The sequence below is a fragment of the Pseudomonas sp. QLc11A genome (genome assembly GCF_052112305.1).
GTDB classification, from domain to species: domain Bacteria; phylum Pseudomonadota; class Gammaproteobacteria; order Pseudomonadales; family Pseudomonadaceae; genus Aquipseudomonas; species Aquipseudomonas laurylsulfatiphila.
On sequence record NZ_JAVAJJ010000017.1, the window covers coordinates 65,774 to 85,718 of the forward strand.

Consider the following 19,945-nt stretch of genomic DNA (forward strand, 5'->3'; position numbering starts at 1 on the left):
AGTACTGCGTTATTGCTGGCAGTGATCCTGGCTGTGCTGATTGCAATGGGAGGAGTGGTCTGGTGGTTGTGGAATGGAGCGCAACCTGTCACTCGCAGCGTGTTGCTGGATTTGTTGCTCAAGGGAGCATTGCTCTGGACGCTGCTGTTCGTCATGACGGTGCTGACCTGGCAGATTGTGCAGAACGGGATCCGCAAGCTTGTGAGCGGCTCCCAGAAGTTGCCGCCTGCGCCTCCCGTCGAAACTGATGCGCAAAAACAACAGGCAGAAATGAGCGAGGTGCTGCGCGAGCAACACGGCCTGCTCTGGCGGTTCAAGGTTCGTGTGTTCCTGGTCGTCGGCGAACCCGAGCAGATCAACGCCATCGCCCCCGACCTGGCCAAGCATCATTGGCTGGAAGGTCACGACACTGTCCTGCTCTGGGGCGGCAGTACGCAAACCGCTGCCAGCGACAGGGTACTGGACCTGTGCCAATGGCTGACCCGCTGGCGTGCCCTCGACGGTGCCATCTGGGCCCTCAACAAACCACAAAGCGCCGACCCCCGCGCCATGGAACACGGCATACGCCACCTGCAAACCCTGGCACGCAAGCTGCGCTGGCAGCTACCGCTGCACCTGTGGCAGGTCTGCGACAGCCAGTGGAAACAGGACCGGCGCCCGACCCAACCGGTCGGTTGCCTGCTGCCCATCCCCGTGACGCCGCAGGCGGTGGAAGGGGCTCTGGACAACCTGGTACAGCCCCTGCGCAACGCCGGCTGGGTGCAGATGCAAGACTCGATGGGTAACGATTTTCTGGTGCGCCTGGCCCGCGATCTGCAGGTCGAGGGCATTGCCCGCTGGCGTCAGGCGTTGGCGCCGATGTTCCGTATCTTTGCCCGGAGCGTGCCGTTGCGCGGTTTGTGGTTCAGCCTGCCGTTGCCGGGCGGCGCGGAAGATGCCGGGCGTCTGTGGCATGTCACGCCGCCTTGGGAGGGCGTGCTCGGCGACAAAGCCGTGCACCGTCGCCGTTTGGGCTGGGGCGCCGTGCGCATCGGCTACGCAACCGTGCTGGGGCTGGCAGTGATCTGGGGCGTCGGCCTGCTGCTGTCGTTCGCTACCAACCGCGTGCAGATCACCCAGGTGCAGACGGTGTTGACCACCCTCGAACAATCACAAAGCGCAGATGAGCAATTCCTGGCGTTCAACGAGCTGGTGCGCGAACTGACGCGCCTGGATTACCGGGCCGAGCACAGCACGCCGTGGTATCAGCGCTTCGGCCTGAATCAAAACGATGCACTGCTGGCCGCGCTGTGGCCGCGTTACGTCGAGGCCAATCAGCGCTTGCTGCGCGATCCGGCGGTGGCCCATTTGCAGGCGCGGCTCAACGCGCTGGTCAAACTGCCGCCGGACAGCCCCGAACGCAGCAAGCGTGCCGGTGTGGCCTACGCGCAACTCAAGGCCTACCTGATGCTGGCGCGCCCGGAAAAAGTCGATCCGGCGTTCCTGGCCAAGGTCCTTGGCGACGCCGAGCCGGACCGGACTGGCCTGTCACCGGCTCTGTGGCAGTTCTACGCGCAGCAACTGGCCGCCCATCCGCAATGGCGCATCGAAGCCGACCCACGACTGGTGGCCCAGGCCCGCCAAGTACTGCTCGGCCAGTTGGGCCAGCGCAATGGCGAAGCCAGCCTGTACCAGAGCGTCCTCGACAGCGCGGCCAATCACGCGCCGGCGTTGAATCTGCAGCAGATGGTCGGCGACACCGAGGCGACGGCGCTGTTCTCTACATCGGCCGAAGTGCCCGGCGTGTTCACCCGCCAGGCCTGGGAAGGCCAGGTGCGACCGGCCATCGCCGCTATCGCCGAGGCCCGTCGCGAAGAAATCGACTGGGTGCTCAGCGATAATCCCGCCAGCCTCGCCGTCGAACTGACCCCGGACCAGCTCAAGGAGCGTCTGACCGAACGCTACTTCCAGGACTACGCCAACGCCTGGCTGGACTTCCTCAACCACCTGCGCTGGCAGCCGGTCGACAGCCTCGGCGAGGTGATCGATCAACTGGCGCTGATGAGCGACGTGCGCCAGTCGTCGCTGATCGCGCTGATGAACACCTTGGCCTGGCAGGGGCAGGCCGGCACGCGCGGCCAGGCCCTGGGCGATTCATTGATCAAGTCGGCGCAGAAGCTGATCACCCAGGACAGCGTGCCGCCGATCGAGCAGTCGCTCGGCGGTCCGGGCGGTCCGCTGGACGCCACCTTCGGGCCATTGCTGAGCCTGCTGGGCAAGGACGCCGAGCGTAACAACGACAGCGAGCGCCTGAGCCTGCAAGCCTTCCTCAACCGGGTCACGCGGGTGCGCCTGAAGCTGCAACAAGTGAGCAACGCGCCGAACCCGCAGGCCATGACTCAGGCCCTGGCGCAGAGCGTGTTCCAGGGGCATAGCGTCGACCTCACCGACACCCGGGCCTACGGCAGCCTGCTCGCCGCCAGCCTCGGCGCCGAGTGGGACGGGATCGGCCAGACCCTGTTCGTGCAGCCGCTGGAGCAGGCCTGGCAACGGGTGCTGCAACCCTCGACGGCGGGCCTCAACAGCCAGTGGCAACGGGCGATCGTCAAGGACTGGCACGGCGCCTTCGCCGGTCGCTACCCCTTTGCCGCCACCAGCAGCGACGCCTCGCTGCCGATGCTCGGGCAAATGATCCGCGCCGATTCCGGGCGCATCGAACAGTTTCTGCAGCAGCAACTGGGGGGCGTGCTGCGCAAGGAAGGCAGCCGCTGGGTGGCCGATGCCCGGCACAGCCAGGGCTTGCGTTTCAACCCGCAGTTCCTCAGTGCGATCAACCAGCTCAGCCACCTCGCCGACGTGCTCTACACCGATGGCGGCATGGGCCTGAGCTTCGAGCTGCGGGGCAAACCGGTGCGTGACGTGGTGCAGACCACTTTCATCCTCAACGGCGAAAAGCATGAGTACTTCAACCAGAAGGAACGCTGGCAGCGCTTCAGCTGGCCGGGCTTGAGCCACCATCCGGGCACCCGTCTGAGCTGGATCAGCGTGCATGCCAACGAGCGCCTGTTCGGTGATTTCGAAGGCACCTGGGGGCTGATCCGCCTGCTCGAACAAGCCCGGGTCACCGCGCTGAGCGACAGCGACAGCCAGTACCGCGTGCAGCTCAAGGCCCCTGATGGCCTGGACCTGACCTGGCACCTGCGCACCGAACTCGGCGCGGGGCCGCTGGCGTTGCTCAAGTTGCGCGACTTCAAATTGCCGTCGCAGATCTTTCTCGGCGAGGGCACGCCAGCGCAGCCTTTTGCGCAGAACGGGAGTTACCCATGAGCCTGCTCAAACTGATCGCCCGCTGCCTGGGCGAACGCGACCCGCTGTCCCTTGCCCGCACCCAGGCGCAACACTGGCAGTCCTGGTTGCAACCCATCAGCGCGCAGTCGGCTGTCGGCGAGGATCCGGGTTACGACGATGATTTCCAGCGCATGCGTGAAGAGGTCAACAAGCTCTCTGGGGCGGATGTCGACGAGGTGGTTCAGTTGGCGGAGAAACTGCTCAGCCAGCGCTGCAAGGATTTGCGCGTTGCCACGTATTACTTGTGGGCGCGCCTGCACAAAGACGGTGAAAGGGGGTTGGCTGATGGCCTGGGCCTGCTGGCCGCGCTGGTCGAGCGTTACGCCGGTGACGTGCTGCCCGTACGGCCCAATAGCCGCAAGCTGGCCCTGGAGTGGTTGACCAGCGGCAAGGTGCTGGACAGCCTGTCGCTGTACCCGGAAGTGGTCAAGGCTGAAGCGGAGCGCACCGTGGCGGCGCTGGCCTGGCTGGAGCGTGGGCTGCAGGCCTGGCCGCAGGAACAACGACCGCAACTGGGCGCGCTGTATGGGGCGTTGTCCGCGCGACTGGCGCAGTCCGGCGGGGTGGATGCGCTGGTGCCGCAGAACAGTGCCAGCCATGAGTCCGCTAGTCCGGCCAGTACGCCGGGCGTCACGGTCATCAAGTCCGGACGCGATCTGCTGGACAGTGGTCGGACCCTCGCGGGTTATCTGCGCGACCAGCCGCAAGGCTGGCTGGCGGCGCACCACCTGATGAAGAGCCTGCGCTGGGATACCTTGCACCAGACACCCCTGCAGGACGCCAGCGGCATGACGCGCCTGTCACCGCCCAGAGGCGAGTCCAGGGCGCAACTCAAACGCCTGTATCTGCAACAGAACTGGAGCGAATTGCTCGATCAGGTCGAGTGGACGTTCGCCGAGGGCGTCAACCATTTCTGGCTGGACCTGCAGTGGTACCTGGTCCAGGCCCTGAGCAAACAACCGGCACCCCAGGACGGTTGGGCCGACATCGTCAAGCGCGACCTGGGCATGTTCCTCGACCGTTTGCCGGGGCTGGAGGTGTTGAGCTGGAACGACGGTACGCCTTTTGCCGACGAGACGACCCGCGAGTGGATCAGTCAGCACGTCAGCGGCAATCAGTCCCGGCAGTGGCTGCCCGAACCGGCCCCGGCGGCGGTGTTTGCCGATGTCGAGATCCTGTCGCTGGAGGCCGAGGCACTGGCACAGGCCGACAGTGACGGTGTCGAGCATGCGCTGGCCTGGATGGCCGAGCGCCCCGGCATCCATACCGGCCGTCAGCGCTGGCTGCTGCGCCTGCTGATGGCGCGAGTGGCCGAGCAATGTGGCAAGACTGACCTGGCCACGCATCTGCTCGTTGAACTGGATGCCACGGCCCAACGCCAGGCGTTGGCGGAATGGGAGCCGGAGCTGAATTTTGAAGTCAAGGCACGGCTGCTCAAGCTGACGCGCTTGAAGGCGCAACGCAACGATGCCGACAAGACCGAGCTGGGCCGGCGCATGGAAGCATTGCTCGCGGCGCTGGTGGCCATCGATCCGGTACGCGCCGCGGTGCTGTGCGGTTGAACCTCATTTATCAGGATTCTTTTTGAGCATGGACAATCTGACACTGCGTTATTTCGACGCCGAGATGCGCTACCTGCGCGAAGCCGGCCAGGAATTTGCGCAAGCCTTTCCGGACCGGGCGGCGCAACTGAACCTGGACAAACCGGGCGCGCGCGATCCCTATGTGGAACGCCTGTTCGAAGGCTTTGCCTTCTTGATGGGGCGCTTGCGTGAAAAGCTCGACGACGACTTGCCGGAGCTGACCGAGGGCCTGGTCAGCCTGTTGTGGCCGCATTACCTGCGCACCATTCCATCGCTGGCCATTGTCGAACTGGCGCCTGAAGGGGCACAGATGAAGCGCAGCGAGGTGATCGCGGCCGGCTTTGAAGTGCTGTCGCAACCCATCGGGCCGCAGCGCACCCGTTGTCGCTACACCACCACCCAGGACCTGACACTGCAACCCATCGACCTGGAATCGGTGCGTCTGGACCACGAGCCCGACGGCCGCTCGTTGCTGCGCCTGCGCTTTGCCTGTGATTCGTTGAGCGACTGGAGCGAGGTCGACCTGAGTCGCCTGTCGCTGTATCTGAATGCCGATGCGCCATTGGCCAGTGCACTGCACCAGGCACTGACGCTCAATGCCCAGGCCTTGTATGTGCGCCTGCCGGGGGAGGCGTCGCGTTATCCGCTGGCCGGCCATTTCGCACCCAAGGGCTTCGCCGATGAGGACCGCTTGTGGCCCAAGGGCGACAGCGCGTTCAGTGGGTATCAGTTGCTGCTGGAGTATTTCACCTTCCGCGAGAAGTTCATGTTCGTGACGCTCCATGGTCTGGAACAGGTGAGCATCACGCCGGGCATGCCCTGGTTCGAGCTGGAGGTGGTCCTGCGCGAGTCGTGGCCGCAAGCGTTCAACCTGAGTGCCGAACACATTCGTTTGCATGCGGTGCCGGTAATCAATCTGTTCACCCTGGAAGCCGATCCGATGACGCTGGCGCCGTTGCAATCGGACTACCTGCTGCGTCCCATGCGCCTGCAGGACGGCCACACCGAAATCTACTCGGTGGATCAGGTCACCGCATCGAAGAACGCCGAGCGTTTTGACTACGTGCCCTTCAGCAGCTTTCGCCACAAGGGCGGCATGCTGCGCGACGAGGCCCCCGAGCGTTATTTCCATACGCGCCTCAAGCGTGGCGCCAATGGCTTGCACGATACCTGGCTGATCCTGGGCGGCGAAGGCTTTGACCAGGATCGGCTGCACGCGAGCCAGAGTCTGTCCCTGCAGTTGACCGGTACCCACGGCCAACTGCCGCGCAAGGCGTTGCAAAGCACCTTGCTCGATACGCTGGCCAACTCCGCCCAGACCGGTTTGCGGGTGCGCAATCTGAGCGCCCCGACCTTGCCGTGCTATCCGCCGAACCGCGACCGGTTCCACTGGCGAGTGCTCAGCCACCTGGGTTCGAATTTCCTGCCGATGCTCGATAACGCCGAAGTGTTGCGCGGCACCCTGGCGCTGTACGACTGGACGGACAGCGAGCTGAACCGCCGTCGCCTGGCGGCCATCGTCGAGGTCAATCACCACCTGGTGCAGCGCTTCGAAAAAGGTTTCCTGCTGCGCGGCGTGGACATCGAAGTGACCCTCGACGCCCATGGTTTTTCCGGTGAGGGCGACATCAGCCTGTTCGGCGAAATGCTCCATCGTTTCTTCGGTCTGTACGCCGATATTCACCTGTTCAACCAGCTCACGCTGATCCTTCAACCTTCTGGAAAGTGCCTGCGATGGAACGAGAACCACAGTCAGCGTATTCCCGGCTGAAAGCCAGCGGGTTACTCGAGGCGCTGGACGGGCGGGTGGCCGAGGCCAATCTGTATCGTTTCTGCCAGTTGCTCGAACAGGCCCTGCCGGATCACCCGCCACTGGGCAGCACCAACCACCCGGCGGATGACCCGGTACGGTTCCGCCCCGACCCCGGCATGGGATTTCCCGCCAGTGAACTGAAGGCCATCGAAATCGACGCCGATCAACCGCTGCACCCGGCGACAGTGCGCACGCGCCTGCTGGGGTTGTACGGTGTGGACTCGCCATTGCCGACGGCTTTTGTCGACGACATTGCCCAGCGCCGCGAGGGGCATGAAGCGCTGGAAGCTTTCCTCGACATTTTCAACCACCGGATATTCACCCAGTTCTATCGGATCTGGCGCAAGTATTCGTACCCGGCCACCTTCGAAGCGGGCGGCAGCGATGCGACTTCGCAATGCCTGCTTGGCCTGGTCGGGCTGGGCATTCCCGGCACGGCCAAGCGCATTGCCACGCCGGTTTCGCGGTTCCTGGCGCTGCTCGGTGTGATGCGCATGCCCACCCGTAACGCCGAAGGCATCACGGCGTTGGTGACGCTGCTCGCACCCGAGACGCAGGTGCGGATCACGCCGCACTGGCCGCAGAAAATTGCCTTGGCGCAGCCGGCGAGTCTGTCCGCGAATCACCCGGTGAGCCTGTCCCGGGGGACCCCGCTGGGGGCGACTGGCTGCGACGCCAACAGCCAGTTGCATCTGGTGTTGTTCACCCGGGACCCGGACGAAGCACGCGGCTGGTTGCCCGATGGCCAGTTGTACAACGATTTGCGGGTGTTGCTGCGGGTGTACCTGGGCTGGCGTTGTACCGCGAAGCTGCAGCTTTCGCTGCCGGTGCGCAGCCTGCCGCAACCGGTGTTGGGGCGGGCGCCCATCCTGTTGGGGATGACCGGCCTGCTGGGCTCGGGCTGTGACACCTGGCAGGGCGCGGAGCACGACACGATCACCATCAATCTGGGTCGCTACCAAGGCCTGTCGAAGAACACTCGGAACAGGGAAATACAGCATGTCGCGTACCGTTGGTAAACCATTGATGCTGGCGATGCTGGCGGCAGTGCTCGCCGGCTGCGGGGTGACTCAATCCGTCACGCAGGGCACCGCTTCCGCCACCCGCTCGATTTTCTACAAGCAGGTGAAAACCCTGCACCTGGATTTCAGTGCCCGCACGGCGATCAACACTGATGTCGCGGACATGAATGCAATGTCGGTTCCGACGCTGGTGCGGGTCTACCAACTGAGCGACAGCAAAGCGCTGGAGAGGGCTTCCTACGACAGCCTGCTCGATGGTGACGAACGAGTGCTCGACAGCAACTTGCTCGACACCCAGGCGTTGGTGATCAAACCGGGCGAAGGCGCGCAACTGAATGTGCCACTGGACAAGGACGCGCGCTTTGTCTCGGTGGTGGCGTTGTTTCGCAACCCCGATACGCAGATCAATAACTGGCGTCTGACCTTGACCCGCGATGACCTCGACCCGGAACGGGCGCGGATCATCGAACTGGGGGACAACCGATTGACCTTGCGCGCGTTGTCTCGGGAGTAACCGATGACCGAGTTCAATCCTTCACTCTATGAAACGCTGCTGCAGAACTTCAACGGCGACCTGGACCTGCATCGGGTCAGCGAAGAGGACCAGCACACGTTGTCGGTACTGGACAACCTGCAACGCATCCTCAACAGCCGGGCCGGTGCACTCGCACACCTGCCGGATTACGGCCTTCCCGACATGGGCCAGATCCTGCAGGGTTTGCCTGGCTCGGCTCATCAGTTGATGGGGATCATGCAAGAGACCTTGATCAAGTACGAACCGCGCCTGACGACCGTGAATATCGAGTTGCTCGAGCAGACACTGCCGGGTCATCTGGAGTACAGCCTCGACGCGCTGCTCAAAAGCGGCCAGCAAATCACCTTCGGTACCACCGTGGCACCGGAAGGCAAAGTCCTGGTGCGACATTTGAAACGACAGCAATGGTTGTCGTAATCGTGAACCTGAATGGCAAGGGAGGCTGACGGTGTTATTTGAAATGCGTATTCGGCTGGGCGGTGATCCGCGCGGTTTTGGTGAGTTCGTGTCGCTGCGCCAGGAGCTGGCGAAGTTGAGTCACCCGGCCTGTCCCGACGTGGACTGGGCCAGGGTAGAGCAGTGGTGTCTGACGCTGTTCGAGCAGAACGGCGGGGACCTGCAAACGGCGGCTGCGTTTGCCTTGGCGCGCAGTCAGCGCCACGGCCTGGAAGGCATGGTGCAGGGGGTGGCGCTGATCGAGTCACTGTGTTGTCAATGGCCGGCCTTATGGCCGCCCATGGCGTCGGTTCGCCTGGATCTGCTGGCCTGGCTGTTCGTGCAATGGCAGCCGCTGCTGCGCAACAGGCCGTTGAGTGCGCATAACTTCCCCGCGTTGCTTGAACTGGACACCGAGCTGGCGCGTTTGCAGCAGCGCCTGGATCAACAGGCGCAGCCGCCCCTGGTCGCATTGCACGCCTTGCGCCAGCAGATCGAAAGCCTGGTCCAGCGTACGCAGCGCAGCAGCGTTGCGCTCGGCACCTTATCGCTGCCACCCACGGAACCGGCACCGTCGCTGTTGATGCCCGTGGTGATGTTGCCACCCAACCCCATGCCTGAAATGCAGCCAGCCAAGCGTCGCGTTGCCCTGTGGCTGGGCGCGGCAGCCGCCATGGCGGGCCTGGTCAGCGGCGCTTGGTGGTTGGGCTCCACCGGTGCAATCGAGCAACGATTTACCCAACTGTTTGAGCCGGCACAAACGATTGTCGAACCTGTACGCCTGGACAGCCTGTCGCTGTTCGACGCTGGTAGCGCCGAGCTTAAGCCGGGCTCGACCAAGATCCTGATCGGCGCCCTGGTCGACATCAAGGCCCAGCCCGGTTGGCTGATCGTCATTGGCGGACATACCGATGGCCGTGGAAACCCGCAGGACAATCTCCTGCTCTCCCACGCGCGAGCTTCTGCCGTACGTGACTGGATGCAACGCATGGGCGACATCCCCGACAGTTGCTTTGCGGTCCAGGGCTTTGCCGCCAGCCAGCCGGTCACCAGCAATGACAGCGAGTCCGGGCGCGCGGCCAACCGACGCGTCGAAATCAGCCTGCTGCCCCAGGCGGGCGCCTGTGGCCAGGAAACGCCGGGGGAGCGTGCTGCGCAAGCCTGAGGTGAATGCAAAACCAGGCGCTGACGCAGACCCGGATCTGCAACAGCGCCTGGCCGGGTATCAAGCCTTGATCACATACCCATACGCCCGGGTGCGACCGCCTTCCTGCTTCAGGTACACCCCTTGCAATTCCGGCGTGAAGCCGGGCAAGCGGTTGATGCCTTCCTCCAGCGCCAGGAAGTATTTCAACACCGCGCCCCCCCAGATTTCACCCGGCACCACGCAGAGCACACCCGGTGGATAGGGCAGCGCACCTTCAGCGGCGATACGCCCGTCGGCATCGGCCAGCGCCACCAGTTCGACGTTGCCGCGGATGTACTCGATTTGCGCTTGCTGCGGGTTCATGGCTTTTTTCGGGAAGTGTTCCTTGCGGAACATGTCCTTCTGCAACTGCTGCACGTTGTGGTGGCGATACAGGTCGTGCATTTCCTGGCAGAGCTGGCGAATGGTGTAGTTGTGGTAGCGCTCCTGATGCTGCGCGTAGATGGCCGGCAGCACCCGGCTCATCGGCGCGTCATCGCTGATGAAGCGTTCGAAGCGAGCGATCTGGGCGGCCAGGTGGGTCATCTTCGCCCAGTCTTCGGCGGGGGTGAGCAGGAACAGGATCGAGTTGAGGTCGCACTTTTCCGGGACGATGCCGTTCTCGCGCAGGAAGTTGGCGAGGATGCCGGCGTGAATGCCGAAGTCGGTGTAGCTGCCGTCCACCGGGTCGATGCCCGGCGTGGTGAACAGCAACTTGCACGGGTCGATGAAGTACTGCTTCTCGGCGTAGCCGGCAAAGGCGTGCCAGCGGTCCTTGGGATGGAACTCGAAGAAGCGGATGTCGTTGGCGATGTCTTCCGTTGGGTAGTCTTCCCAGGCGCGCCCTTCAATGGTGTCCGGCACAAACGGGCGGACCATGGTGCAGGCTTCGAGAATCAGCTTGCGCGCTTCGATGCCGAACTTCACGCAGTCTTCCCACAGGCGCAGGCCGCTGCGGCCGGAGTGGATGCGTGCGTTGACATCCAGCGAGGCGAACAGCGGGTAGAAGGGGCTGGTGGAGGCCTGGGCCATGAAGGCGTTGTTGAGCCGGTGGTGGTTGCAATAGCGGGCCTGGCCCTTGATGTGCCGGTCTTTCTTGTGCACCTGGGAGGCCTGGGAAAAACCGGCCTGCTGTTTGTGCACCGATTGGGTGACGAAGATGCCCGGGTCGTTCTCGTTCAGGTCGAGCAACAGCGGCGAGCAGTCTTTCATCATCGGGATGAACTGCTCGTAGCCGACCCACGCCGAGTCGAACAGGATGTAGTCACACAGCTTGCCGATGCGGTCGACCACTTGCCGGGCGTTGTACACGGTGCCGTCATAGGTGCCCAACTGGATGATCGCCAGGCGGAATGGCCGTGGCAGTTGGGCCTTGTCCGGGGCGACTTCGGCGATCAGTTCGCGCAGGTAGTCTTCGTCGAAACAGTGGGCGTCGATGCCGCCGATGAAGCCGTAGGGGTTGCGCGCGGTTTCCAGATACACAGGCGTAGCCCCGGCCTGCAGCAGCGCGCCCTGGTGGTTGGACTTGTGGTTGTTGCGGTCGAACAGCACCAGGTCGCCCGGGGTCAGCAGGGCGTTGGTCACCACCTTGTTCGACGCCGAGGTGCCGTTGAGCACGAAGTAGGTCTTGTCGGCGTTGAACACTTGCGCGGCGTGCTTCTGCGCCAGCAGCGCCGGGCCTTCGTGGATCAGCAGGTCACCGAGCTTGACGTCGGCGTTGCACATGTCGGCGCGAAACAGCGTCTCGCCGAAGAAGTCGAAAAACTGCCGGCCGGCCGGGTGCTTGCGAAAGAACTGGCCGCCCTGGTGACCGGGGCAGGCAAAGGTCGCGTTGGCCGCTTCGGTGTACTTCTTCAGTGAGTCGAAGAAGGGCGGCAGCAGGCTGTCTTCATAGGCTCGGGCCGCTGTTTCCAGTTGGTTGCCATGGTACTCGGCGTTGGCGCGGGTGAGATCGAAAATGCCGTTCACCTGCAGCAGCACGTCCGTCAGGTGCTTATAGACTTCCCGGGGACGGTTGGCTGAATCCGGCGAGGCCACCAGGAAAATCGGAATGTCGAAACCGGTGCGCTGAATGGCACCCAGGGCGCCGGCCATGACGTCATTGACAGACACCACCGCCACGGCGACGTTGGTGAAATCGGTCTGGCTGAGCGCTACCACTTCCCGAGCGTTCTTGAAGGTTGCGGCGGCGCCATCGCTGGCGGCTATTTTCAGGGGTTTCATCGTGGCGTCTCCAGGCGGGCACTCAATTGTCCGCAGCTTTTTAAGAGATCAACTTCCGAGGGAGCCTTCCAGTTCCCCAGCATCGGAAATCGTGTCACCACTGGTTATAGAGCATTTTCCTGATCTGTCAGGCTTTTACCGCGACCTTGCACATCTTGACGCCTCACGACCTGTCGGTCAGGCGTGTACCAGCGCAATGGTGAACGAGACCACGATCATGCACGCAAAGGCAAAATTGATATTCATGAGGTTTCCATCCAGGACATGAGCGACGGCGCCATCTTGAACAGCTCACGGGAAAATAAAAAATTCGCTGTAATGATTTGAAAGATCGAAAAAAATGATACCGGGCCGGTTCGTTGTTTTTGCCGGGGGTTGCGGATACTCTCGTGCAACACGCAGTTACACGCATAAACGGGCAAAAACATGCAAGAAAACCATTCAGCTGCCGAACTGCCGTCAGTGCGCCGGCAAAAAATCCTGTTGATCCTCGAGCGTGACGGCAAGGTCATGGCCTCGGAATTGAGCCAGCATTTCGCGGTGTCCGAAGACACCATCCGCCGCGATCTGGCGGAACTGGCCAGTGCCGGCCTGGTGCAGCGGGTGCACGGCGGGGCGTTGCCGCGGCCCAAAGACACGGGCAAGGACTATTTCACCCGGATCAGCGAAACCGATGAGGTGAAAACCCATCTGGCGCAACTGGCTGCGCAACGGGTGCAGGACGGTCAGATCGTGGTGTTCGACTCGGGCACCACCACCTTGCAGATCGCACGTTCGCTACCGACGGACATCGCCATCACCGCGATCACGGCGTCGCCGATGACGGCTATTACCCTGTCCGAATACAAAGGCATCAAGGTGATCCTGGCCGGGGGCCAGCTGAGCCCGGCGACGATGTCGGCCAGCGGCCACGAAACCTTGCGGCTGCTGGCGGGCATCAAGGCCGATCTGCTGTTTACCGGGGTCTGCGCGATTCACCCGCAGGTGGGCTTGAGCTCACTGCACTTTGATGAAGTGCCGGTGAAGCAGGCGATGCTCGATTGTGCGTCCCATGTGATTGCCGTCACCACCGCCGATAAGCTGGGCGCGGTGGAGCCCTTTGTCGTCGCGCCTTGCAACCGTGTGCACACGCTGATCACCGAGCGGCATGTGGCGTCTGGCAATGTGGAGGACTACCGGGTGTTGGGAATTGAGGTGGTGCAGGCTTGAGCTTTTTTTGCTGGCAGGTGTGTTGAATGTGCCGGCCTCTTCGCGAGCAGGCTCGCTCCCACAGGGGATCGGTGGCGCACACAAGTCCAGTGTGGGAGCGAGCCTGCTCGCGAAGGGGCCAACACAAACAACATCAATGCAGGGGGCTCAGCGCAATCGCTCAAGCATCTGGTAGTACCACATCCCGGCGGCAAGCATCGGGTTGCCCAGCAGGTCGCCCATGGGCACGCGGATGTGCTGGCAGGCGGCAAAGGTGTCGAACTGCGCCATTTGGCCTGTAATCGCGCGGCCCATGATTTCACCCATGATGTGGGTGGTGGCGATGCCGTGGCCGGAGTAGCCCTGGCAGTACCAGACGTTGTCCGACAGCTTGCCCAGTTGCGGGATGCGGTTGATCACGATGCCCATCGCGCAGCTCCACTGGTAATCGATGGCCACGCCTTTGAGCGCCGGGAAGGTCTGCTCGATGCACGGGCGCAACTCGGCGGCGATGTCCCGTGAATCCTTGCCGCTGTAGTTGGCGCCGCCACCGAACAACAGGCGACCGTCAGCGGTGAGGCGGTAGTAATCGAGCACGAAGCGGCAGTCGTAGACCGCCAGGTCTTCGGGGTTGATCTGCCTGGCCAGATCGCCCAGCGGCGCGGTGGTGACGATGCCGCCCATGGCCGGGAAAATCTTGCCCTTGAGCTTGCCCGGTTCCAGCTTGTGGTAGACGTCGCCGGCCAGCAGCACCTGGTTGGCGTCGATGTGCCCGTGGGCGGTACGTACGCCAGGGCTCTTGTGAAGGCCATCGCCATGGATGATCTCCAGCACTTCGCTGTTCTCGAAGATCAACGCACCCAGGCTTTCGGCGGCGCGGGCCTCACCGATGCACAGGTTGAGCGGGTGCAGGTGCATGTTGCGGGTGTTCTTGATCGCGCCGTGGTAGAGGTCGCTTTGCAGCAGGTCGCGCACCTGGCTGCGGTCGAGCAGGCTGACTTCATCGCCCATGCCACGGCGCACCGCCTCGTCGTAATCCTTGCGCAAGCCGCCCATGTGCGCGGGTTTGTACGCGGCGTGCAGGTGGCCGTGCTTGAGGTCGCAGGCGATGCCGTATTTTTCCACGCGCTGCCGGATGATCTGGTGCCCGCGCCAGCGCAGGTTCCAGATGAAGTCGTCGACTTCATCACCGATGGAGCGGCGCATCTGTTTGCGCATGGCTTCATCGCCCGACAGGCTGCCGGTGACCTGGCCGCCGTTGCGCCCGGTGGCGCCCCAGCCGATTTTGTGGCTTTCGACGATGGCGACCTTCAGGCCTTTTTCCGCCAGCTCGACGGCGGTGGCCACGCCGGTGAAACCGCCGCCGATGATCACCACGTCAACCTTGTGCCGGCCTTGCAGCGTCGGGTAATCGGTGTCCTGGTTGAGGGTGGCGGTGTAGTAGGAATTGCAACGTTGAGTCATGTCGGTGTCCAGGCAGAATGGGGAGATACCAATGCCGGTCAGGCGAGCGCAGTTCTTGTGGGAGCGGGCTTGCTCGCGAAGGCGTACTTTCAGCCGACATCACTGCTGAATGACACACCGCCTTCGCGAGCAAGCCCGCTCCCACAGGTTCTGTGTATGGCTGAGCAGGGTGCTCGCGGACCGGGATAGCGAAAGAAGGGGGCTCGCCGATCAGGCGAGCAGGGCGCTATCCGGCGGACGTGCGGAGTGACGCAACTTGGAGCGGCGCAGGGCCATGGGCAGGTTGACGATGCGCTTCATGCAATGCCGTCCGTGGCCAACAGCGAGGTGGCCTGGATCGAAATGTTCAGCAGTGACGGCAAAGTACGCATGGCGCAGGTTTCCGGCGGCGGAAATCGTCGGTGGCGAGTGGAACAAGCCATCCGGGGATGGCTGGATACTAGGGAGGATTAGCGCGCGTGTAAATGTTTGATTCAGAACATCAGGTGCACCACCAGCCCGATCAAGCCGCAGCCGATCAGCACCTCGATCACCCCGCGCTTGAACCGCAGCAAGGCAATGCCCGCGACGATGGCGATCAGCAGCGAAGGCCAGTCCAGTGTTCCTTCGAAGCCTTTGGGCCACAGCACGTGATAGGCAAAGAAACACGCCAGATTGAGAATCACGCCCACCACGGCGGCCGTAATGGCCGTCAGCGGCGCGGTGAAGGTGAGTTCGTTGTGCGTCGATTCCACCAATGGTCCGCCGGCGAGGATGAACAGGAACGAAGGCAGGAAGGTGAACCAGGTCACCAGCGTGGCGGCCACGGCACCGGCGACAAAGGCTTGATCCGGGCCGAAGACCTGCTGCACGTAGGCGCCGATGAAGCCGACGAAGGCGACGACCATGATCAACGGGCCTGGAGTGGTTTCTCCGAGCGCCAGGCCGTCGATCATCTGCGTCGGCGTCAGCCATCCGTAGTGACCGACCGCGCCCTGGTACACATACGGCAGCACCGCATAGGCACCGCCAAAAGTCAGCAGCGCCGCCTTGGTGAAGAACCAGGCCATCTGGGTCAGCGTGCCTTCCCAGCCGAACAGGACGGTGAGCGTGGCCATGGGCAGTGTCCACAAGATCGCACCGATCACCGCCAGACGCGCCAGTTTCAAACCGTTGAACCGGGCGTGTTCAGGGGACGGGGTGTCATCGTCGATCACAGCCGGGCCGTAGGATTGTTTCGCCGCGCTGTGGCCACCGGTCCTGAATTTTTCCGGTACCAGTCGTCCGCCGAAGTAACCGATGATCGCCGCCCCGAGCACGATCAACGGAAACGGCAAGTTGATCACGAAGATGGCCACGAAGGACGCGGCGGCGATGCCCCATAACCAGCCATTCTTCAGCGCCCGCGAGCCGATCCGGTGAGCCGCCTGCACCACGATGGCCGTGACCGCCGGCTTGATCCCGTAAAACAGTCCGGCGACCACGGGCACGTCGCCAAAGGCGATGTACACCCAGGACAGCGCGATCAGGATGAACAGCGACGGCAGCACAAACAGCACGCCGGCGATCACGCCGCCCCAGGTCCGGTGCATCAGCCAGCCGATGTAGGTCGCCAACTGCTGAGCCTCGGGCCCGGGCAGCAACATGCAGTAGTTGAGGGCGTGCAGAAAGCGTCGCTCGGAGATCCAGCGTCGGCGTTCGACCAGTTCCTGATGCATGATCGAAATCTGCCCCGCCGGCCCGCCGAAACTGATGAAACCAAGCTTGAGCCAGAACAGGAAGGCTTCGCGCAGGCTGATGGTCCGGGGTTGGGGCACAGCCTGTTGCGTGATCGGGGAGGGCGTGGGGCTCAAGCGCGGGTTCCTTGTGCAGGGAAACGTTGAGCCCGTGACTGTAGCTATGCCGGAACGCGTTGCATAGCCGCCTCTTGTGGCGTATCTGCCCAGCGCACGACAGCGGATCGGTCGCTGTCCCGGGCATCGACCCAGCGTGCGCCGCCGGCCACGTCTTCGCGCTTCCAGAACGGCGCGTCGGTTTTCAGGTAGTCCATGATGAACGCACAGGCCTCGAAAGCGGCCTGGCGATGCGGGCTGCTGACGCCGACAAACACGATCGGCTCACTGATCGACAACGGGCCGATCCGATGCACGACCTCTACGGCCCGCAGAGGCCATCGAGTCCGGGCGTTGTCGATGATCTTTTGCAACGAGCGTTCGGTCATGCCCGGGTAGTGCTCCAGAAACAACCCGGCGACCGCCTCACCCTGATTGATGTCGCGCACGTAGCCGACGAAGTTGACCACGGCACCCACGCCCGGATCCTTGGCCTGCAGGCTGGCGATCAACTGAGTGACGTCGAACACTTCACGCTGGACCCGAACCGTCATGCCTCAGCCCCCGGTGACCGGTGGAAAAAAGGCGATCTCGTCAAAGTCCTCGATCACCCGGTCCGGGTGGCACAGCTCCTGGTTCAGTGCGCACATCAGGTTGTTCTCACCGAGCACCTGGCTCCACAGCTCGCCGCGAGCCATCAGCAAGCGGCGCACGTCTTCGATGGTCCGGAGGCTGTCGGTCAGGGGCAGTTTTTCACCGCCCAGGTTGAGCTGTTCGCGGTAACGGGCGAAGTAATTGATCAGGATCATTGTGCGTCCTCGAACTTGAAATGACCGGAGCGGCCACCTTGTTTACTGAGCAGGCGGATGTCGTCGATGACCATGCCCCGGTCCACGGCCTTGCACATGTCGTAGAGGGTCAGGGCTGCCACACTGACCGCAGTCAGGGCTTCGAGCTCGACCCCGGTCTGGCCCTCGACGCGGCAGGTGCCGAGGATCTTCACGCTGTCCGGTGTGCAGGCCTTGAGTTCGACATGGATCGAGCTCAGCAGCAGGGTGTGGCACAGCGGGATCAGCTCATGGGTCTTTTTCGCCGCCATGATGCCGGCGATCCGCGCCACGGCAAATACGTCGCCCTTGGGGTGGCCGTCGCTTTGAATCAGCTTCAGGGTTTCCGGGCGCATCCGCACCCAGGCCTGGGCCTGGGCTTCACGCTGCGTCGGGGGTTTTTCGCTGACATCGACCATGTTGGCGCGACCCTGGTTGTCGAGGTGGGTCAGGCCGTTGGGCGATGCATGTGAAATGTCTGTCATGGGAGGTTCCTGCGCTGGCCGGCGCGGTGATCAGGTGAAGGCATCATGCCGGGCTGTAGATGCGTGGCGCGTTGCGGTGGGGGACGTGAATCAGGTTGAGGCGATGCCTGATCGCCCATTGCACGGTCAGGGCGGTGGGCGCCGACAGGCTGACCAGCGTGCCGAGCCTGGCCCTGACAGCCTTGTGGATCAGCTCCAGGCTGCAACGACTGGTGACCACGGTGAAGCCGCTGCGGCTGTCGATGCCGGCGTGTTGCAGGGCACCGATCAACTTGTCCAGCGCGTTGTGGCGGCCAATGTCTTCGCGGCAGATCAGCGCGTTGCCTTCGCTGTCGAAGTACAACGCTGCGTGCAGGGCGCCGCTGCTGCGGGCCATTTGCTGGGCCTGTTCGATGCGCTGGCGGATGTCGATGAAGTGCTCGGCGGGCGGCAGGGCAACCGGCTCGAGAATCTCAAGTTTCGGCAGGGCCTGCTCCAGCGCTTCCACGCCGCACAGTCCGCAGCCACTGGTACCCGCCATTTGCCGACGATGGTTCTTCAGCGCCCAGAACGCGCGACTGGAGATCTGCACGTCGGCTTGTACGGCCTGGTCGAAGTGGGTCAGGCGCAGGTCGTAGATTTCACGCGGGTCCCGAACGATGTCGTTGCTGACGCTGAAACCGCGGATGAAATCTTCGAGGTTGCCCGGCGACACCATCATCACGGCCTGGCTCAAACCGTTGTAGGTGATTGCCAGGGCAATCTCTGAAGCCAGCGCCGCCTGACAGACTGATGCGCCGTTTTCGTATTCGCGAAAGTTCACGCTTAAGGGTTTGGGTGCAGGGGCGTTAGTGTCGCTTCGATCATCGGCTTGTTCAACTTTGCACAACATGAAAAGAACCTCGAAGCGCTGAATTAAGTTCAGGCTACGGGTAACTTTTCAAAGCGTCCAATCGCTTGTTCCGATGCACCGATTGGTGATGTCTATCACGGCGGGCAAACATCTATGGTTCGGTTTTATAAAGCCGAAAGTTGCTCAGTGGGTCCGGTTGAATAACGTTCGTGCTTCGGCGAAACACTTCTCGGCAATCGCCGAACGTGGCTCAGTCTTGCGCATCACCAGGCCCAGGGGCGCGAGCACGCTGGCATCGGGCAATTCGATGAACGACAGGTGTTCGATGGGCTCTTCCAGGCCACTGTCCAGCGGCATGATCGCGCAGCAGAAACCTTCGTGGATCGCCTGCAGCAACTGGTAGGTCGAGTCGCTTTCCAGGATCGGCTGCGGGTCCAGTCCGCGGCTGCGAAAGCTCAGGTCGATGGATTTGCGGTAGTGCATGCCGTTGCTGAGCATCCCCAGCGGCAGTTCGGCGGCGTCCTCCCAGCTCATTTGCGTGCCGTCGAAATGGAAGTGGCGGGTGTCGTACAACAGGCCGACGCGGGTCTCGCCGATCTCGAAAAACTCGAAATAGCTCGGGTTGACGTGATCGAGGTAGCACACGCCCAGGTCCAGCTGATTGTTGCCCAGGCCCTCGATGATCTGGTCGGAACTCAGGGACGACAGGCTGTACTTGAGCTCGGGAAAGCTGCGGGACAGGCCCTGGATGTAGGTGACCGGGTTGAAGCTGCTGAGCGGCACCAGCCCCAGGCGCAGGTTACCCACGAGCTGGCCCCGGCACGCGGCGGCCTCGGCGAAGAGCCCGTCGTGGGCGGCCAGCAGGGTCCGGGCCCAGGCCAGTACGCGTTCGCCGGCCTCGGTAAAACCTTCGAAGCGCTGACCCCGGGTGACCAGCACCAGGTCCAGTTCATCCTCCAGGTTGCGCAGGCGCATCGACAGGGTGGGCTGGGTGATGTGGCAGCGCGCGGCCGCCTGGCCGAAGTGGCGGGTCTGCTCCAGGGCGATCAGGAACTTGAGTTGTTTGATGTCCATGACGGCACCTGCTGGCGGGGGAGTGAAGGGTTAAGTATTGACCCGGGTGTGCAAGACACAAGGCGAGGCGCAAACGTGAGGTGCGGACGATCTCACTGTCTTTGGCGTGCGTCCAATCACTGTTGTTTAAGGGGTTATCG

16 protein-coding genes are annotated in these 19,945 nt (G+C 63.0%); 8 read left to right on the forward strand and 8 right to left on the reverse strand.

Translation table 11 applies throughout. From position 1 onward, the window contains the following. Nucleotides 1-12 precede the first annotated feature (12 nt). From Q8X48_RS22580 to Q8X48_RS22610, 7 genes are read left to right on the forward strand one after another with little or no spacing between them, the layout of a single operon-like run. The gene (locus Q8X48_RS22580; RefSeq protein WP_407801925.1) at nucleotides 13-3,306 is read left to right on the forward strand and encodes an ImcF-related family protein; all 3,294 of its coding nucleotides are present in this window, start codon (nucleotides 13-15) and stop codon (nucleotides 3,304-3,306) included. Continuing rightward, nucleotides 3,303-4,889 carry a type VI secretion system protein TssA gene (gene tssA, locus Q8X48_RS22585; protein ID WP_407801927.1) on the forward strand — a complete coding sequence of 529 codons (1,587 nt, stop codon included), beginning with the start codon at nucleotides 3,303-3,305 and terminating at the stop codon, nucleotides 4,887-4,889. The genes Q8X48_RS22580 and tssA overlap by 4 nt, the downstream gene beginning before the upstream one ends. 22 nt (nucleotides 4,890-4,911) lie before the next feature. Next, a complete protein-coding gene (gene tssF / locus Q8X48_RS22590) occupies nucleotides 4,912-6,681 on the forward strand; it encodes a type VI secretion system baseplate subunit TssF (RefSeq protein ID WP_407801928.1) in 1,770 nt (589 codons plus the stop codon). Beyond that, nucleotides 6,645-7,742, forward strand: a complete 1,098-nt coding sequence (tssG, locus tag Q8X48_RS22595) for a type VI secretion system baseplate subunit TssG (protein ID WP_407801929.1) — start codon at nucleotides 6,645-6,647, stop codon at nucleotides 7,740-7,742. Before tssF ends, tssG begins: the two co-directional genes overlap by 37 nt. Then, nucleotides 7,723-8,259 carry a type VI secretion system lipoprotein TssJ gene (gene tssJ / locus Q8X48_RS22600; RefSeq protein ID WP_407801930.1) on the forward strand — a complete coding sequence of 179 codons (537 nt, stop codon included), beginning with the start codon at nucleotides 7,723-7,725 and terminating at the stop codon, nucleotides 8,257-8,259. The genes tssG and tssJ overlap by 20 nt, the downstream gene beginning before the upstream one ends. A 3-nt stretch (nucleotides 8,260-8,262) precedes the next feature. Further along, nucleotides 8,263-8,697, forward strand: coding sequence for a type VI secretion system baseplate subunit TssE (gene tssE / locus Q8X48_RS22605; protein WP_407801931.1), 435 nt, complete (start codon nucleotides 8,263-8,265; stop codon nucleotides 8,695-8,697). 43 nt (nucleotides 8,698-8,740) lie between these two features. Beyond that, nucleotides 8,741-9,880: an OmpA family protein gene (locus Q8X48_RS22610; protein ID WP_407801932.1), complete on the forward strand. Its 1,140-nt coding sequence runs from the start codon at nucleotides 8,741-8,743 to the stop codon at nucleotides 9,878-9,880. 60 nt (nucleotides 9,881-9,940) lie between these two features. Here the strand turns inward: Q8X48_RS22610 and speF are convergent, their stop codons facing one another. After that, entirely contained in the window at nucleotides 9,941-12,124 is a 2,184-nt protein-coding gene (gene speF / locus Q8X48_RS22615) for an ornithine decarboxylase SpeF (protein ID WP_407801934.1), read from the reverse strand. 426 nt (nucleotides 12,125-12,550) lie between these two features. Here speF and Q8X48_RS22620 point away from each other — a divergent pair, with 426 nt between their 5' ends. Further along, nucleotides 12,551-13,333: a DeoR/GlpR family DNA-binding transcription regulator gene (locus Q8X48_RS22620; protein WP_407801936.1), complete on the forward strand. Its 783-nt coding sequence runs from the start codon at nucleotides 12,551-12,553 to the stop codon at nucleotides 13,331-13,333. A gap of 147 nt (nucleotides 13,334-13,480) precedes the next feature. On the opposite strand, the gene Q8X48_RS22625 is transcribed toward Q8X48_RS22620, so the two are convergent. From Q8X48_RS22625 to Q8X48_RS22655, 7 genes are all read right to left on the reverse strand, one after another. After that, on the reverse strand, nucleotides 13,481-14,776 hold the full coding sequence (locus tag Q8X48_RS22625) for an NAD(P)/FAD-dependent oxidoreductase (RefSeq protein WP_407801937.1): 1,296 nt from the start codon (nucleotides 14,774-14,776) through the stop codon (nucleotides 13,481-13,483). A gap of 473 nt (nucleotides 14,777-15,249) precedes the next feature. After that, nucleotides 15,250-16,608 carry a chromate efflux transporter gene (gene chrA / locus Q8X48_RS22630; protein ID WP_407801939.1) on the reverse strand — a complete coding sequence of 453 codons (1,359 nt, stop codon included), beginning with the start codon at nucleotides 16,606-16,608 and terminating at the stop codon, nucleotides 15,250-15,252. Nucleotides 16,609-16,652: 44 nt separating this feature from the next. Beyond that, nucleotides 16,653-17,141: a molybdopterin synthase catalytic subunit MoaE gene (gene moaE / locus Q8X48_RS22635; protein ID WP_407801940.1), complete on the reverse strand. Its 489-nt coding sequence runs from the start codon at nucleotides 17,139-17,141 to the stop codon at nucleotides 16,653-16,655. Nucleotides 17,142-17,144: 3 nt separating this feature from the next. Beyond that, entirely contained in the window at nucleotides 17,145-17,396 is a 252-nt protein-coding gene (gene moaD, locus Q8X48_RS22640; RefSeq protein WP_126046154.1) for a molybdopterin converting factor subunit 1, read from the reverse strand. Continuing rightward, nucleotides 17,393-17,899, reverse strand: coding sequence for a cyclic pyranopterin monophosphate synthase MoaC (moaC, locus tag Q8X48_RS22645; protein ID WP_095967283.1), 507 nt, complete (start codon nucleotides 17,897-17,899; stop codon nucleotides 17,393-17,395). Before moaC ends, moaD begins: the two co-directional genes overlap by 4 nt. Nucleotides 17,900-17,942: 43 nt before the next feature. Beyond that, the gene (fdhD, locus tag Q8X48_RS22650; protein ID WP_407801941.1) at nucleotides 17,943-18,770 is read right to left on the reverse strand and encodes a formate dehydrogenase accessory sulfurtransferase FdhD; all 828 of its coding nucleotides are present in this window, start codon (nucleotides 18,768-18,770) and stop codon (nucleotides 17,943-17,945) included. Between the two features lie 144 nt (nucleotides 18,771-18,914). Continuing rightward, a complete protein-coding gene (locus tag Q8X48_RS22655; protein ID WP_126046152.1) occupies nucleotides 18,915-19,805 on the reverse strand; it encodes a LysR family transcriptional regulator in 891 nt (296 codons plus the stop codon). Nucleotides 19,806-19,945: the final 140 nt, after the last annotated feature.

Bases quoted from the DNA above. Each gene is read 5' to 3' on its own strand.
- tssE (WP_407801931.1), top strand. From the start codon at position 8,263: ATGACCGAGTTCAATCCTTCACTCTATGAAACGCTGCTGCAGAACTTC.
- tssG (WP_407801929.1), top strand. From the start codon at position 6,645: ATGGAACGAGAACCACAGTCAGCGTATTCCCGGCTGAAAGCCAGCGGG.
- Q8X48_RS22620 (WP_407801936.1), top strand. From the start codon at position 12,551: ATGCAAGAAAACCATTCAGCTGCCGAACTGCCGTCAGTGCGCCGGCAA.
- speF (WP_407801934.1), bottom strand. From the start codon at position 12,124: ATGAAACCCCTGAAAATAGCCGCCAGCGATGGCGCCGCCGCAACCTTC.
- tssA (WP_407801927.1), top strand. From the start codon at position 3,303: ATGAGCCTGCTCAAACTGATCGCCCGCTGCCTGGGCGAACGCGACCCG.
- moaD (WP_126046154.1), bottom strand. From the start codon at position 17,396: ATGATCCTGATCAATTACTTCGCCCGTTACCGCGAACAGCTCAACCTG.
- Q8X48_RS22625 (WP_407801937.1), bottom strand. From the start codon at position 14,776: ATGACTCAACGTTGCAATTCCTACTACACCGCCACCCTCAACCAGGAC.
- tssJ (WP_407801930.1), top strand. From the start codon at position 7,723: ATGTCGCGTACCGTTGGTAAACCATTGATGCTGGCGATGCTGGCGGCA.
- fdhD (WP_407801941.1), bottom strand. From the start codon at position 18,770: ATGTTGTGCAAAGTTGAACAAGCCGATGATCGAAGCGACACTAACGCC.
- moaE (WP_407801940.1), bottom strand. From the start codon at position 17,141: ATGACGGTTCGGGTCCAGCGTGAAGTGTTCGACGTCACTCAGTTGATC.
- Q8X48_RS22610 (WP_407801932.1), top strand. From the start codon at position 8,741: ATGCGTATTCGGCTGGGCGGTGATCCGCGCGGTTTTGGTGAGTTCGTG.
- moaC (WP_095967283.1), bottom strand. From the start codon at position 17,899: ATGACAGACATTTCACATGCATCGCCCAACGGCCTGACCCACCTCGAC.
- Q8X48_RS22655 (WP_126046152.1), bottom strand. From the start codon at position 19,805: ATGGACATCAAACAACTCAAGTTCCTGATCGCCCTGGAGCAGACCCGC.